The organism is Pseudarthrobacter phenanthrenivorans, assembly GCF_000813845.1.
Taxonomy (GTDB): Bacteria; Actinomycetota; Actinomycetes; order Actinomycetales; family Micrococcaceae; genus Arthrobacter; species Arthrobacter phenanthrenivorans_B.
The window spans coordinates 205,702-221,113 of sequence record NZ_JWTB01000014.1 but is presented as its reverse complement, the minus strand read 5'-3'; the positions used below and the strand labels follow the sequence as shown (position 1 = coordinate 221,113).

At 67.3% G+C, this 15,412-nt stretch carries 16 protein-coding genes; 15 read left to right on the top strand and 1 reads right to left on the bottom strand.

The window, feature by feature from the left end:
• The first annotated feature begins 45 nt into the window (after window positions 1-45).
• The 12 genes from RM50_RS08370 to RM50_RS08315 all read left to right on the top strand — a co-directional run bounded on the left by RM50_RS08370 (window position 46) and on the right by RM50_RS08315 (window position 12,199).
• On the top strand, window positions 46-948 hold the full coding sequence (locus RM50_RS08370; protein WP_043451672.1) for a carbohydrate kinase family protein: 903 nt from the start codon (window positions 46-48) through the stop codon (window positions 946-948).
• 19 nt (window positions 949-967) lie between these two features.
• The gene (locus RM50_RS08365) at window positions 968-1,852 is read left to right on the top strand and encodes an aldolase (protein WP_043451671.1); all 885 of its coding nucleotides are present in this window, start codon (window positions 968-970) and stop codon (window positions 1,850-1,852) included.
• Between the two features lie 91 nt (window positions 1,853-1,943).
• Window positions 1,944-3,233 carry an ABC transporter substrate-binding protein gene (locus RM50_RS08360; protein WP_043451669.1) on the top strand — a complete coding sequence of 430 codons (1,290 nt, stop codon included), beginning with the start codon at window positions 1,944-1,946 and terminating at the stop codon, window positions 3,231-3,233.
• Window positions 3,230-4,186 (top strand): carbohydrate ABC transporter permease, encoded by a 957-nt coding sequence (locus tag RM50_RS08355; RefSeq protein ID WP_043451668.1) that lies wholly within the window; start codon window positions 3,230-3,232, stop codon window positions 4,184-4,186. Before RM50_RS08360 ends, RM50_RS08355 begins: the two co-directional genes overlap by 4 nt.
• A 4-nt stretch (window positions 4,187-4,190) precedes the next feature.
• On the top strand, window positions 4,191-5,006 hold the full coding sequence (locus RM50_RS08350; protein ID WP_043451665.1) for a carbohydrate ABC transporter permease: 816 nt from the start codon (window positions 4,191-4,193) through the stop codon (window positions 5,004-5,006).
• A 39-nt stretch (window positions 5,007-5,045) separates the two neighbouring features.
• Window positions 5,046-6,485, top strand: coding sequence for an NAD-dependent succinate-semialdehyde dehydrogenase (locus RM50_RS08345; RefSeq protein WP_043451663.1), 1,440 nt, complete (start codon window positions 5,046-5,048; stop codon window positions 6,483-6,485).
• Window positions 6,486-7,229 (top strand): sulfite exporter TauE/SafE family protein, encoded by a 744-nt coding sequence (locus RM50_RS08340; protein ID WP_043451662.1) that lies wholly within the window; start codon window positions 6,486-6,488, stop codon window positions 7,227-7,229.
• Window positions 7,230-7,266: 37 nt separating this feature from the next.
• A complete protein-coding gene (locus RM50_RS08335) occupies window positions 7,267-8,541 on the top strand; it encodes an AGE family epimerase/isomerase (protein ID WP_043451660.1) in 1,275 nt (424 codons plus the stop codon).
• Window positions 8,542-8,663: 122 nt separating this feature from the next.
• Window positions 8,664-9,908, top strand: coding sequence for an MFS transporter (locus RM50_RS08330; protein ID WP_043451659.1), 1,245 nt, complete (start codon window positions 8,664-8,666; stop codon window positions 9,906-9,908).
• Window positions 9,909-10,054: 146 nt separating this feature from the next.
• Window positions 10,055-10,717 (top strand): hypothetical protein, encoded by a 663-nt coding sequence (locus RM50_RS20640; RefSeq protein ID WP_043451658.1) that lies wholly within the window; start codon window positions 10,055-10,057, stop codon window positions 10,715-10,717.
• Between the two features lie 100 nt (window positions 10,718-10,817).
• Window positions 10,818-11,366: an RNA polymerase sigma factor gene (locus tag RM50_RS08320; protein WP_052260065.1), complete on the top strand. Its 549-nt coding sequence runs from the start codon at window positions 10,818-10,820 to the stop codon at window positions 11,364-11,366.
• The gene (locus RM50_RS08315) at window positions 11,363-12,199 is read left to right on the top strand and encodes a hypothetical protein (protein ID WP_043451655.1); all 837 of its coding nucleotides are present in this window, start codon (window positions 11,363-11,365) and stop codon (window positions 12,197-12,199) included. The genes RM50_RS08320 and RM50_RS08315 overlap by 4 nt, the downstream gene beginning before the upstream one ends.
• Window positions 12,200-12,336: 137 nt before the next feature.
• Here RM50_RS08315 and RM50_RS08310 read toward each other — a convergent pair whose 3' ends face one another.
• Window positions 12,337-12,672 (bottom strand): cupin domain-containing protein, encoded by a 336-nt coding sequence (locus tag RM50_RS08310; protein WP_043451653.1) that lies wholly within the window; start codon window positions 12,670-12,672, stop codon window positions 12,337-12,339.
• Between the two features lie 154 nt (window positions 12,673-12,826).
• Between RM50_RS08310 and RM50_RS08305 the strand changes: the two genes are divergently transcribed.
• The 3 genes from RM50_RS08305 (at window position 12,827) to RM50_RS08295 (ending at window position 15,354) form a co-directional block, all read left to right on the top strand.
• Window positions 12,827-13,234: a DUF1304 family protein gene (locus RM50_RS08305; RefSeq protein WP_043451652.1), complete on the top strand. Its 408-nt coding sequence runs from the start codon at window positions 12,827-12,829 to the stop codon at window positions 13,232-13,234.
• A 79-nt stretch (window positions 13,235-13,313) separates the two neighbouring features.
• Complete coding sequence (locus RM50_RS08300) at window positions 13,314-14,552, top strand: mechanosensitive ion channel family protein (protein WP_240471916.1); 1,239 nt, start codon at window positions 13,314-13,316, stop codon at window positions 14,550-14,552.
• A 49-nt stretch (window positions 14,553-14,601) separates the two neighbouring features.
• Window positions 14,602-15,354, top strand: coding sequence for an ArsR/SmtB family transcription factor (locus RM50_RS08295; protein ID WP_043451649.1), 753 nt, complete (start codon window positions 14,602-14,604; stop codon window positions 15,352-15,354).
• Window positions 15,355-15,412: the final 58 nt, after the last annotated feature.

The following is a 15,412-nucleotide window of genomic DNA, read 5'->3' as shown; positions in this document are numbered from 1 at the left end:
GTGTATATTTCTTCAATACCAGCCGGAACTACAACGAGGTGGAACGTGCCCCAACCGTCAACCGGACCCCTGCTTTTCGTAGGCTGCGCCACGCTTGACTCCATTGCCCTGGTGCAGGACTATCCCGCCGCGGACAGCCGCACCGTCGCCACTGACTTCGCAACCGCCGGCGGCGGCCCCGCAGCAACGGCAGCCGTTGCCGCCGCCAGGGCCGGAGCCACGGCTGCCTTTGCCGGGGTGCTTGGCGCGGACGAAGAAGGTGAGCGCATCATCAGCGGCCTTGAATCGGAGGGCGTGGATACATCCGCCGTGATCCGGGACGCAGGCGTGAAAACCGGTGCCAGCGTCATCGTGGTGAGCAGGGCCACCGAGAGCCGGGCCATCGTCACCCGCCCGGTCCCGCCGGTCAGTTTCCCGGCCGGCAGCCGCTTTTTCGAACTCCTGCGGTCCGCGTCATGGGTCCACACGGACCACCTGGGCTGGAATGCCGTGGCCACCGCCGTCCGCGAGCCCGGCCATCCCAACATCAGCGTTGACGCGGGCAACCCGATCCCCGCTTTCAGCCCGCGCGGCGTCGCACTTTACGTGCCCACCATAGAACGGCTCCAGGCAGAGTACGGCGCGGAACTCGCCCCCGGGGCCCTTCTGCAGAAAGCGCTCGACGACGGCGCCTCCGCCGTCGTCGCGACCGCCGGCGCTGAAGGGGCCTGGGTCCTGGAACGGGGAGGGGAGCCGGTGCATGTCCCCGCCACGCCCGCCACCATCGTGTCCACCCTCGGCGCCGGCGATGTGTACCACGGCGCCCTGCTCGCTGCCGTTGCGGCCGGCCTTCCCCTGGTGGACGCCGCTGCATTCGCCGGCCGCACCGCCGCCGCTTCCTGCGGCGGGCTGGACGGCCGCTCTGCCATCCCGCGCCAGACCATCAACCTTGTCCCAGCGTCCAACTGACCACTGAAAGAAGCAGCCCATGACACCCACAGACCTTTCCCCGCTGCAACGCCCCTCCGGCGCGTTCGCCATGCTCGCCGTCGACCAGCGTGAAGCAATGCGGAACATGTTCGCAGAGCACACGAACCAGCCCGTCACCGACGATGACCTCCGCGACTTCAAGCTGCAGGCGGCCCGGATCCTCACTCCGTATGCCTCCGGCATCCTGATCGACCGCCAATTTGCCCTGGACCAGGCGATCGAAGCCGGGGTGGTTGACCCGAGCTGCGGCCTGATCGCCTCCGCAGACCACTTCGAGTCCGCCCACGGCGAGCTGGTGGGCGAGGTCACCATCGACCGGCTGGTGGACCCGCACAAATACAAGGCACTGGGCGTCAAGGCCCTCAAGCTCCTGGTGCTCTACCGCCCGGATGAACCGGCAGAAGGCAGGATCTCCATGGTCCGTGAATTCGTGGACAGCTGCCGGTCGGCGGGGCTGATCAGCATCATCGAGCCCGTCTCACGCAAGCCGCTGGCAGGCGGCGACTTCGACTGGAACGCCGGAATCCTTGCGGCAGCGAAGGAACTCGGGGGCCTGGGCGCCGACCTCTACAAGGCCGAGGTTCCTTTCCATGGCCAGGCATCCGAGGAACAGGTCCGCACCGCGTGCGCCGAACTGACCAAAGCCATCGATGGCCCCTGGGTGGTGCTCTCCTCCGGGGTACCCGAGGACGTCTTTCCGGACGCCGTCCGGTGGGCCTGCCTCGAAGGTGCCAGCGGCTTCCTCTCCGGACGCGCCGTCTGGGCGTCCTGCATCGGCGCCCCCGACGTCGTCGAATCCTTGTCCACTGACGCCGTCCGCCGGCTGCAGCGGCTCTGTGAAGTTGTGGACGACGTCGTGTCGACCCAAAGGACCAACGCCTAGGCACTCCCGGCACGCCACAGCACGATAACCGGGCACCCCCTTTCAGCAGTACGCAAGCAAGACACAGCAAACACTCAACGAGGAGATTATTGTGAGTCAGATTTCACGCAGGCAGGCAGTCGCCCTTTTCGGAGCCCTGGGCTTCGGCGCCGCTGCGGCAGCGTGCGCCGGACCCGGCGGTTCCACCAAACCGGGAGGTGCCACCGGACCGGCGGCCCCCTCGACGGGAGCCGTCACCGGCAAAGTGTCCTTTGCCCACTGGCGCGGCGAGGACAAAGCCGTGTTCGACGAACTGATCAAGCGCTTCGCTGCACAGCACGGGGGCGCGGAGGTTGCCCAGGACATCTCCACCTCCAACGACTACAACGCCCAGGCCCTGCAGAAGCTGCGCGGCGGCTCCATCGGTGACGCCTTCGCCACGTTCCGTGGCGCCCAGTTCAAGAACTTCAGCGAAGCCGGCATCTACACGGAACTCAAAGACAGCAAGGCCGTGAAGAACTACCAGAAGGGTCTGCTGTCCGCGGGCCAGAGCGGCGACAGCCAGCTGGGCCTGCCCTACCAGGTGGTCTTCCCCATGCCCATGGCCAACGTGGACCTCTTCGACAAGGCTGGCGCGGAGATCGCCCCCAAGAACTGGGACGCCTTCCTGGGCATGTGCGAGAAGCTTGCCTCGGCCGGGGTCATCCCGATCTCCTGGCCCGGCGGGGACGTGGGAAACGGCGGCCAGCTGTTCAACTGCATGATCGCCAACAATGCCCCCGTGGATGACATGTGCGCCCAGATTGAACAGGGCAAGCTCAAGTGCACTGACGACTGGTTCATCAGGATGCTCAACCAGTACAAGGAACTGGCACCCTTCGTTCAGCCCAACGCCACCGGCACAGCCGTGGAACCGGCGCAGAACCTGTTCTCCCAGGGCAAGGCCGCCATGCTGGCCACCGGTTCGTACCATATTGCCGCCGTCCGCGGGCTGGGTGCCAAGTTCCCCATCGATCTGGTGTTCCCCAACACCACCTCGGACGGCAACGGAAAGTACGAGGGCGCCTACAACGCCACCTTCATCCTGGGCGTCAATTCGGCCAGCAAGAACCAGGCCGCCGCGGCAGCCTGGATCGATTTCCTCTCCGAACCCGAGAACGCCGGCTACTACGCCAACCAGACCGCACAGCACGTGTCCGTGGACAAGGTGGCGTACACCAACCCGGACCTCAAGCGGCTGAGCCCCTGGCTGCAGAAGAAGACGGCGCTCGCCGCCCGCTTCCAGTTCCAGAACCTGGATGTCCGCAATGCGGTGGAAGCCAGCGCCACGGCCGTTATCTCCGGCACCAGCCCGGAGCAGGCAGCCGCTGCCGCCCAGAAGATTGTTGATGAACGGCTATGAGCATCCATCCCGGAACCGCTGCCAAGCGCAAGGCACCGGAGAACCAGAAAGCCGTCGACGGCGCCAAGGGGCGGCGCCGCTCCCCCACCCGGGTCAATCCGGCGCTGTACCTGTTCCCGCTGCCGGCCGTCGCCGTCGTCGCCTTCTTCCTGGTGATGCCCACGCTGCAGGCCTTCCAGTACGCCATCACCGACTGGAACGGTTTTTCGGCGGCGTTCAACTACGTTGGCGTGGACAACTTCGTCCGGGCGTTCACCAAGGATTCACTGTTCACTAACGCCCTGACGAACAACCTGAAGTTCGTGCTGCTGGTGGTCATCGCCCAGACCGCGTTCTCGCTGGTCCTGGCGCTGCTCCTCACCAAGAACTCACGGGGCAGCATCCTGCTCCGCGCCCTGTTCTTCTTCCCCACCATCCTGTCCTCGGTGTCGGTGGCCTTTATCTGGAAGTTCATCTACGATCCCAACTTCGGCCTGGCCAACACGGTCCTCAAGACGGTGGGCGTGGACGGTGGCTCCTACCTCGGCAACGATGCCCAGGCCCTGTACTGGGTGGCCGTTACCCAGGTGTGGTTCCACTCGGGCCAGATGATGGTTGTCTACATCGCAGGCCTGCAGTCCATCCCCAAGGAACTCTACGAGGCGGCCGAAATGGACGGCGCCAACAAGTGGCAGCAGTTCAAGTCCATCACCTGGCCATTCGTGGCCCCGGCCACGTCCATCGTGGTGGCCTACACCACCGTGCAGTCATTCAAGGCGTTCGACCTGATCCTCGGCATCGCGGGCAACCCGCCCAAGGCCGCCCTGGACATCCTGTCCACCCGTATCTACAGCACCTTTGCCAACTCGGAGTTCGGCTACGCCGCCGCCCAGTCGATCATCTTCATGGCGATGATCGCCCTGGTCACCTGGCTCCAGCGCCGCCTGCTCCGGCTGACCCCGAAGGGGGACTAGCAGCATGCTCGCATCAGTAAGCCGCCGCGCCATCCTGGCCATCTATGCGGTCATCATCATCGTTCCGCTGACCGTGGTGGCCTTCGGCAGTTTCAAATCCACGCAGGAACTGTTCGCCGGGCCGTTCAGCCTGCCGCACTCCCTCTCCCCCGACAACTTCGCCGAAGTGGTGGGCGGCCAGAACCTGGGCTCGTCCTTCATGAACAGCGTCATTGTCACCGGTATTTCCGTGCCCCTGACCCTGTTCCTGGCAAGCCTGGCCGGCTATGCCGTGTCCCGGCTGAAGGGTTTCATGGCGTGGGCCATCTTTGGGTTCCTGGTCCTGGGCATGGCTATCCCGGCCCAGGCCAACATGGTGCCGCTGTACGTGCTCTTCGGCAGGCTCGGCCTCCTGGACAACCTCGCCGGCCTGGTCCTGGCCAATGTGGTCTCCACGTTGCCCATTGCCGTCTTCATCCTGGGCGGATTCATGCGGACCCTGCCCAAGGAGCTCTATGAGGCCTCCTCCATTGACGGCAGCGGCCCGTGGAAGACGTACTCCTCCATCGCACTTCCGCTGTCGGCGCCCTCCATCGCCGCCGCCGCGATCTTCCTGTTCGTTATCCACTGGAACGAGCTGCTGTACCCGCTGCTGTTCATCCAGACCCCGGGCAACCGCACCCTGCCGCTGGCACTGCTGAGTTTCCAGGGCGAGTTCCAGACCAACTATCCCCTCCTGTTTGCCGGCGTGATCCTGGCGTCACTGCCCGTGGTGGTGGCCTACGTCTTCCTGCAGCGCTACTTCGTCGCAGGCATCACCGCCGGCGCCAGCAAGGGCTGAGCACACAGGCCCCTGCCCGCCCAACGAAAGGCAACATCCGTGAATTTGAAATCAGCCGGCCATCTGGTCAACGGCGCCTGGCAGGCCGCCGGCAGCACGAAAGACGTGACCGACCCCGGCAACGGCAGCACCGTGGGCGAGGTGGCCTGGGGCTCCGCCGGGGACGCCACCAAGGCCGCCGACGCCGCCGCCGACGCCTTCGGTACCTGGTCCCGCACCACCGCCCGCCACCGCGCCGACCTGCTGCGCAACGCCGCCGACCTCCTGGCGGAACGCCGCGACGAACTCGCGCACACCCTGGCGCTCGAGGCGGGCAAGCGGCTCCCTGAAGCGCAGGGCGAGGTGGACTTTTCGGTGGAGTACTTCCGCTGGTTCGCCGAGGAGGCCCGCCGCGCCACCGGCACCATCAGCCCGCCTGAACTGCAGGGCCGCCGCCATCTCAGCAGCCGCAAGCCCATCGGCGTGGCCCTCAGCCTCACACCATGGAACTTTCCGGTGTCCATCCAGGCCCGGAAGCTCGCAGCGATGCTCGCCGCCGGCTGCACGGTGGTGGGCAGGGTGTCGGAGAAAGCCCCGCTGGCCGCCACCGGGCTGTTCGAGGTTCTGCACGACGCCGGATTCCCGGCCGGGGTGGTCAACCTGGTCCACGGCCCCTCCCGCGAGATCACGGCTGCCCTGATGTCCCACCCGGCGGTGCGGGCGGTCAGTTTCACCGGTTCCACGGGCGTGGGCCGGCAGATCATGGCGTCGGCCTCGGAGCGGGTGGTCCGGCCCCTGCTGGAGCTGGGCGGCAACGCCCCCTTCATGGTCTTCGAGGACGCCGACCTGGAGGCCGCGGTGGACGGCGCGGTGCTGGGCCGGCTCCGCAACACCGGCCAGTCCTGCGTGGCGGCGAACCGTTTCCTGGTCCAGGACAGCATCGCAGAGGAGTTCGCACGGAAGCTGGGCGCCCGCTTTGATGCGATGAGCATCGGCCACGGCGTTCCCGACGGCGGCGCACCGGTTCCGGACCTCGGCCCGGTCATCGACGCCGAACGGGTGTCCGCAGTGCAGGCCCTGGTCGACGACGCGCTGGAGCGGGGCGCCCGCCGCGTCACGCAACGGACTTCCGTCCCCGCGCGGGGGTCCTTCCTGGCACCCACGCTGCTCACGGACGTCCCCGACGACGCACTCCTGGTAACCGAGGAAGTCTTTGGCCCGGCGGCCGGCGTCGTAACCTTCTCCTCGGAGGAAGAAGCGGTCCGGAAGGCGAACGCCACCGAGATGGGACTGGCCGCCTATGTCTGGAGCGGCAGTCCCAGGCGCGGCTGGGAGGTCCCCGAGCGGCTCGAGGCCGGCATCGTGGGCGTGAATGACCCGCTGCCTTCCGTTGCCTTCGCACCCATGGGTGGCGCCAAGCAATCGGGCCTGGGCCGGGAAGGATCCAGCCTCGGCCTCGAAGAGTTCGAGGAGGTCCAGTACGTGGCCTGGAGGCCGTAAGTGCTCACCACCGGCCTGGTGTTGGCCGCCGTCGTCATGGGGGCCGGGATGCAGCGCGTCACCGGCATGGGATTCGCGCTTGTCGCCGCTCCATTCCTGGTCCTGCTCCTGGGGCCCGTTGAGGGTGTGGTGCTCGTGAACGTGTGCGGGGCCGTCACGGCAGGGGCCATCATCTTCCGGGTGGTGAGGGACATCGACTGGAAGCGGTACGCAGCCCTGGCCGCCTCGGCACTGCTGGGCATTATTCCGGCAGCCGTCCTGATCCGGCTAATTCCGGCGCCTGTCCTGGAGATCTCCATCGGGGTGATCCTCGCCGTCGGGCTGACCGTCCTCCTGGTCCTGAAGTCCGCCACCCTGCCGGCGCGCCGCCGCTACCTGGTGACCGCCGGCGGGCTCAGTGGGTTCATGAACACGGCAGCGGGCGTTGGCGGGCCGGCAGTGAGCATGTACTCGATCGCCACCCGGTGGCAGCACAGGTCCTTCGCGGCCACCATGCAGCCCTACTTCTTCACCATCGGCACGTTCTCGCTGGTCTCGAAGGCCATCACAGCTCCCGCGACCTTCCCCGTCCTGCCTTTGGCGATGTGGCTCGCCGTCGCCGGAGCCTGCCTGGCCGGCCTGGTACTCGGCGACCTCGCCGCCAAGCACGTCCCGGCCCGGGCCGCGCAGATTCTCCTGATCGTCCTGGCCTACCTGGGGGCGGCCGCAACCATCATCCGCGGCGTCTCCGACGCCGTCGGCTGACCTGACATTTTCACCTGCACCAAGAGAGGAACTAAACATGACGTGGCTCGACAGTGCCGCCCACGCACGATGGCTTGAGGCGGAAACGGACCGGCTGATCCGTTTCGCCGAGGCTTCCAAGGTCCCCACCGGATTCGGCTGGCTGGACAACTATGGCAAGGTCTTCGCCGACAAGCCGACGCACCTGTGGATCACCGCCAGGATGACGCACAGTTTCGCCGTGGCCGCGCTGATGGGACGGCCGGGCGCCGGGACGCTGGTGGACCACGGCATCGCGGCACTCAACGGAGCCCTCCACGACGACGAGTTCGGCGGCTGGTACGCCGAAGTGGACCAGAACGGGCCGGTGAACGATACCAAGTCCGGCTACCAGCACTCGTTCGTGCTCCTCGCCGCCGCCAGCGCCGTCGCCGCCGGCCGCCCGGGAGCCCGCGAGCTGCTCGACGAAGCGTTGCGCATAGCCGACACGAAGTTCTGGGACCACCAGGCCAACATGTGCTTTGACTCCTGGAACCGTGAATTCACAGAAACGGAGGCATACCGTGGCGGGAACGCGAGCATGCACTCCGTCGAGGCCTATCTCATCGTCGCTGATGTGACCGGGGAGAACCGCTGGCTGGAACGGGCGCTCCATATTGCCGAGGTTCTCATTCACCACTTCGCGCGCAACAACAACTACCGGGTGTTCGAGCACTTCGACCCGGAGTGGAATCCGATGCCCGAATACAACACCGACGACCGGGCCAGCCAGTTCCGCGCCTACGGCGGAACCCCGGGCCACTGGGTGGAGTGGGCACGACTGCTCCTGCACCTCCGCGCCGGGCTTGAAGCCCGCGGCCTGGACGTCCCGGACTGGCTGCTCGAAGACGCACGGGGCCTGTTCGACGCAGCCATCCGCGACGCCTGGGAACCGGACGGCCATCCCGGCTTCGTGTACACCGTCGACTGGGAAGGCAAGCCGGTGGTCACCACACGCATCCGCTGGGTCCCCGCCGAGGCCATTGGAGGTGCGGCGGCCCTGTACATTGCCACCGGCGAAAAGACATATGCGGACTGGTATGAGCGCATCTGGGACCACGCACGCGACTGGTTCATCGACTACGAACACGGGTCCTGGAAACAGGAACTGGACGAAAACGGCAATGTCTCCTCGACCGTATGGTCCGGTAAGGCAGACATCTACCACTTGTGGCACTGCCTCGTGGTTCCGCGCCTCCCGCTGGCCCCCGGGCTGGCCCCGGCGGTGGCGGCAGGCCTCCTCGACGCCCGCCTGCGCGGACAGGGACAGGACAGCGTGTCCTCCGGCCGCTGACTCGGTATTCGGCAGTGGTGTCACATCTGTGACACCACTGCTGATCCTGTAAATTTAAGGGAGGAATTGTCCGGCGAGCCGAGCCGCGTTCCATCCCCCTCCCTTGAATGGATCACTCCCCCATGTCTTCCGCGATCCCTGCGCCGGAACCTGCCCGTTTTCCCTACGCCGCGATGGTGGTCCTTGCCACCATCGCCTTTACCGCCATCACCACCGAGCTCCTCCCGTCCGGCCTGCTGCCCCAGATCAGCACGGGCCTGGAGGTGTCGGAACCGGTCGCCGGCTACCTTGCCGCCGCCTACGCCGCCGTCATCGTTGTCACCGTGGTTCCGGCGGCCCGGCTGCTGGGGAAGATCCCGCGCCATGCCCTGCTCGTGGGGCTGGTCCTGACCTTCGCAATCAGCAACGCCATGGTCGGCCTGGCTCCGGATTTCACCGCCGCCATGGTTGCCCGGCTGGTGGGTGGCCTGGCGCACGGACTGCTCTGGACCACTATGGCGCCCTTCGTCTCCCGCGTGGTTCCTGCCGACAAGGTGGGCAAGGCCCTGGCGATCGTGTTCAGCGGCAACAGCCTGGGCCTGGCCATCGGTGCGCCGGTGGGCACGGCCCTGGGCGGATTCCTTGGCTGGCGTGCCGCGTTCCTGGTCCTCGCCGGCTTTGGCGTGGTACTGACAGTCCTGGCGTTTTGGCTTCTTCCCCGCGTCCGCCGCATCAGCGACGCCGCCCGGCCGTCCCTGCGGAAGGCCATCGGCCAGCCGGGCGTGAAGTCCGTGGCCACCGCCTGGCCGCTCCTGGTGCTGGCGCACTTCGCCCTCTTCACCTACATTGCCCCGTTCATCCGCGAGGCGGCCCTGCCCGACTATGCCATCAGCCTCTCCCTCACCGTGCTGGGCGGCTCCGGCCTCCTGGGAATCTGGGTTGCCGGCCTCACCGTTGATTCGCGTCCCCGCCGGTCGCTGCTGATAACGACGGCGGCCATCGCAGCATCGATGGTCTTCCTGCCTTTTGCGGCGGGGAACCTTCCGCTGGCCCTGGTGCTCATGACCGTCTGGGGAGCGGGCCTGGGTGCCATCGGCATCTACAACCAGTCAGCCATCCTGCGGGCCGGCGGCGAGTACAGCGAGGCCGCCAACGGGCTGACCGTGCTGACCATCCAGCTCGGCATCACCATCGGTGCGCTGTACGGTTCAGCCGCCCTTGTGGTGGGCGGTCCACTGCTGGTGCCGGTTGCGGCCGCGGTCCCGGTGGTTGCTGCCCTGGTGATCACGCTCGCCGGGAAGCGGTACGCCTACCCGCCGGGGCCGCGCGAACGCATCTGGCTGGAACCGCGGCCGGTGGGTGAGAAGACGCTGGCGAAGGAACGGTAACGGCACCGTCAGCGGTGAAAATGACAAAATAGTCAAAAGATTCCCGCCGACCCGTAACCTCCATGACGAGTATTTCGATCCATTAAGTGCGGGGACATCCCGCGCAGTTGATCGCAATCCTTAAAAATTCGTCAACGGAGGGTCTCATGTCGTTCTTCACCATCTCAGGCAACAAGCTGGCAATGACCGTTTTGGCAGCCGGCGCGTTGGCCGTCGGGGGCACAGGCGTCGCCGCCATGGCAGAGTCAGCGCAGGACAGCCCGCCGGTGGTGGCTGCCACCGGGTCGCCGTCGCCCACGCCCACGGAGACCGAAACAGCGTCACCCACGCCCACGGACACCGAGTCCCCTGACCCGAGTCCCACGGAAACCGAAACAGAAGCTCCGGAGCCGACACCAACGGAGACGGAAACGGACACTCCCGAGCCTTCGCCCACGGAAACGGCGGATCCTGAGCCCGCGCCCACCTCCACGGCAGCCGGCCCTGACGCCACCGGCCCGGCGGCGTTCGGCCTGTGCAACGCCTTCACCAACGGCGGCCTGAGCCCCACCTCGACCGCCTTCGCGGCGCTGGCCCGGGCCGCCGGCGGCGAAAGCGGCATCGATGCCTACTGCGACACCGTTGCCGCCCCTGAAGGAGGCGAGGATGGCGGCCTTCCCACCGGCGACTCCACCGAGGACCAGGTGGAACAAGGCGCGACGGGACAGCAGCAGGTCCAGGAGCAGCGCCAGGGCGCGGGTGCTTCCAACGGCGCTGCCGGGCACCAGTCCGGCAACGGGGCCAAGCACGGCACCGGGTCGCAGCGGTAGCCTGACAAGAGGTTCTGCGGCTGCTCCAGGCCGCCCCGCCGGTCCGGAGCAGCCGCCCAGGTTGGGAATGCCGCACGCGGAACCTGCCGCAGGGGGGCGGATGCATACGGTCAAGGACGAAACACCGGCGCCCGGACCACCGGACGAGCGCCTGTTTTGTGCCGCTTACCGGGAGTTCTCCCCTGCCGTTCTCAGCTACCTGCGCGCCCGCAACGTCGAGGACCCGGAGGGGCTGACCCAGGAAGTCTTCCTGGCCCTTTACCCCCAACTCGGGAGCGTGTGCGGGGGGATGAAGGGGGTCAAGTCCCTCGCCTTTTCCATTGCCCACGCCCGGTACGTGGATGAGCACCGGCGCCGCCTCAAGGCGCCGGCCACCGCGGACTACACCCCCGAGGCTGATCCGCGCTGCAGCGACTCCGCGGAGGACCAGCTCCTCGCCGTTGAAGGCTCGGGCAACGTCAAAGACCTGCTCTCGGTGCTCCAGCCCGAGCAGCAGGAGGTCATTGCGTTGAGGGTGGTGGCCGACCTGTCCGTGGAAACGACCGCCGAAATCATGGGCAAGACACCCGGCGCCATCAAGCAGCTTCAGCGCCGGGCCCTGTGCCGGCTCCGGAAGCTGCGCCCCGCACTGAGAGAAGACCGGTCATGACGAGCACAAACAGAGGAACTTTTGAGCGGCGGCCGGATGACGAACAGGCCGTGGACCAACTCCTGGCCGAAGCCGGTTTCCCGGCGGACCCCGGGCTGCGGCGGGTGCTGTTGCAGCTGAAGGCCATGAGGGATACGGAGGTCCCGGAACCCTCGGCGGCGCTCCGGGCGCTCATGGGCATGCCGGACACAGCGGACATCATCTCTGTGGCGGATGGAAACAGCCAACACGCGGGAAGAGCACGGAAGAAGAGCCGGGTGGTGCTGACCAGCCTTGCCGTCGCCGCCTCACTCGGTGTTGCCGGCGGCGCGGCAGCGGGCAATGAGACGATCCGGCGAGGCGCTGAGGGAACCATCAGCACCATCATTCGATCGTTCGCGCCGCCCGTTCCGGACGCTCCGGCACCCCCGGCCCCGACTACCCCGGACCCGGCGCCGGGCGACGAAGCACCAGGCTCCGGCGCCGCCGTCGTGCCTGCCCCGGGAGGGGGAAATCCGCCGCCCGCACCAGCCCCGCCAACGACCGGGCAGCGGTCCTCCGATCCGGGACAGATTCCCGCGGACGGCCAGCGGGAGGCAGCCCGGCAGCCGGGTGGGTCAGCGGAGGTACAGGAGCCCGGACCCGGCGCATCCGGCCGGCCAGGCCCGGAAGGACTGCAGGAGGACAAGTCCCCAAGCCCCTTCCCTACTGCGGCGCAGCCGCTGACCGGCCAGCCGGCACCCGGCAGCCAGGAACAACCGGGCGCAGGGCGGCCGGTCACCAAGGGACGGCCCGACAGCGGCGTGCCTGACGGCCCGCCTCCCCCGAAGTCCAAGGTGCAGTCCGGCGGCTGACGGACCGGTGTGGCACGACGGCGGCTGCCGGGCTTCCGCTGGGGGAGCCCGGCAGGCGCCGTACTACCGGCCATCGATTGCTCCCTAGATGTCGCTTTGCACCGGCATAACGACATCTACGGAGCAATCGATTCGGGTCAGTCCCGGTATTTGGCCACTGTGAACAGGAAAGTGGAGTCCTCTTCCGCGTCGAGGCTGTGCAGACCGGGCGGAACGATCAGGAGGTCGCCGGCCTTTCCCTGCCAGGATTCACCGCCGGCGCGCAGGTTGAGGCAACCCTGGACCACGAACACCGTGGCGTCGCCGGGATTCTGGTGCTCGCTCAGCCGGGTCCCGGCTTTCATGGCGATGACCGTCTGCCGGAGGATCTTCTCGTGTCCGCCGTATACGGTGTCGGCGGCGCGGCCGTTGGTGGACGCAAGGGCTGCCTCGAGCTGCTGCCGGGCCAGCGCATCGATTGATATCTTCTGCATGCGCCCAAGGCTACCCACCGGGCGCCCGGCTGGCGACGGTCAGCGCCCCGGCCTGCAGCGCGTGCCGATGAAAGGGTCCCGGCTGCCGCGCAGCGTAGGGAATCCCCCATTCCGGGGATGGAACACGGCGCCGCCACCGGCCTAATCTTCGTGCATGAACGCCGTCTCGCAGGTTTTCGCGGTGTTGGCCGCCGCCATCTACATCTTCGTGTTTCCGCTGGAAAGCTTCCTCCTCCAACGCCACCGCTGGGCCCAGAAATTCCTGAGCACGCCGCCCGAAAACGTCCGTGCGGTGATGATGTGGGCCATCCCCACCGGGTACAAGAACCTGGTCATCGCCCTGGGCGTGATCGCGGGTGTGGTGGCCGCCAACACCGGACACCTCGTGGTTGGCTACACCCTGGTGGTCTATTGCTGCGCCAACATGGTCCTCACGGCCCCCACCATGCTGCTGGCGGACCTGCAGGGCCACTACCCAAGGAAATGGGAGAGCGTGCCGGGGACACTCGCCGCCACCGTCCCTGCCTTGGTGGCGCTGCTCCTGCTGCCCATCGGGCCATAGCCTCCCGCCGCCCGGGACGGACACGCCTGCGCCCCTGTCCAATTTCGGGGCCCGGGGCAGGCTTGATAGACCTTAAAGGATGCTAGCTGTCCTGAATCCCGCATTGCCCTTCATTGCCACAGCCCTGGCGGTGGTGGCCGGACTGGCATTGTCCTGGCTGCTCCGCAAGATCGTCCTGAAGCTGAACCGGAATCGCCCGGAGCTGCAGGCCACGTCCCGGGTGGCCCGGCAGCCGCTGCGGCTGGCACTGTGCCTGGTGGGCGTCCGCACGGCGCTGGGCCTTACCGCCGGAAGCGAAAGCTGGCACGCCGGCGTCGACCATCTCCTGCTCATCGCCCTCATTGGCGCCGTGGCCTGGCTCGCTATCGCCGTGCTGCTCATCGTGGAGGCAGTGGTGCTGACCCGGCACAGCGTTGACGTGGCGGACAACCGCCGGGCACGGCGGCTGCGCACGCAGATGATCCTGGCGCGGCGGATCGCCGTGGCACTGGTGGTGGTGCTCGCCGTCGGCACCGCGATGCTGACCTTCCCGGCCATCCAGGCGCTGGGCGCCGGGTTGCTTGCCTCCGCCGGTGTCATCTCGATCGTGGCAGGCCTGGCCGCACAGACGTCGCTGGTCAACGTTTTCGCCGGCATGCAGCTGGCCTTCACCGACGCCATCCGGGTGGATGACGTGGTGGTGGTCCAGAAGGAGTGGGGCCGGATCGAGGAAATCACGCTCACCTACGTGGTGGTGCATCTCTGGGACGACCGCCGCCTGATCCTGCCTTCCACCTACTTCACCACCACCCCGTTCGAGAACTGGACCCGACGCCAGTCCGAGGTGATGGGCACCGTGGAGTTCGACCTTGACTGGCGCGCTCCCGTGGAAGACATGCGCACCGAGCTCCGCCGGGTCCTGGCCGGCACCGAACTGTGGGATCAGCGCGTGGGCGTCCTGCAGATCACCGACGCCACCGGCGGCTTCGTCCGGGTCCGGATCCTGGTCAGCGCCGCGGACAGCGCCGCGCTCTTCGACCTGCGCTGCCTGGTCCGCGAAACCATGGTCACATTCCTCCAGCTGAGCCATCCGCAGGCCCTGCCGCACCAGCGCTGGGAGCAGGCGGCGGACGACGACGGCGGCACAGCCACCCGGCGCAGGGCACCCCTGCGCGGGCTGGGTTCGGCCGGGGCGGCAGGGGCGCGGCCCCCGGCGGACCCGCATGAGTCCCAGCTGTTCACCGGCTCCATCGAGGCGGTGGAGCGCTCCCGGGCCTTCACCGGTCCCGGCGAGGACGTCTTCGAGGAGCGGGACAGGAACCTGGCTGCGCACAACTGATCCCGCAGGACTATTGATATGTGACCTTTTAGTCACCTATTATTGGCGCATGGACGACGTGTTCAAGGCGCTCTCCGACCCCACCCGGCGGGACCTGCTCGACGAGCTGTTCCGCGAGGACGGGCAGACGCTGAGCGCCCTTGAGGCCCGTTTCGACATGACCCGCTTCGGGATCGCCAAGCACCTCCGCATCCTGGAGGACGCAGGCCTGGTGGTCACCCGCCGTCGGGGCCGGGAGAAGCTGCATTTCCTGAACCCGGTCCCCATCCGTCTGGTCCACGACCGCTGGGTCAGCAAATACGCAGAACCATGGGCCGCTGCCCTCAGCGACCTCAAATCCAGATTGGAAAGTCCCATGGAAAAGATTTTCGAGATTTACATCAAGACCACACCGGAACGGCTCTGGGAAGCCATCACGGACAGCGGGATCCGCAGCAAGTACCAGTTCGGAAACACACTGAAATCCGACTGGGTTCCGGGCGGACGGTTCGAGATGGGCAATCCCAAGGCCGGCGACCTGCTGGGCGAGGGCGAGAACCTTGAGGTGGATCCGCCGCGCCGCCTGGTGCAGACCATGCGCGCCTTGTGGGGCGAGGACGTCAAGGCCGAGGGCACGTCAAAAATCACTTGGGAGATCGAGCCGGTAGGCGATTCCTGCCACCTCACGGTCACCCACAGCGACCTGCGTGAAGGCGCCAATGAGCAGCTCTATGGCGGCTGGCCGATGATCCTCTCCGGCCTGAAGACCTGGCTGGAGACCGGCGAAAAGCTCACTACGCCCGGCTCGCTGATGTACACGTAAGCGGCGGATCTTGAGCTGAGGCACCACGACGGCGGCCCCCTTGGCGGGTCAGCCGCCG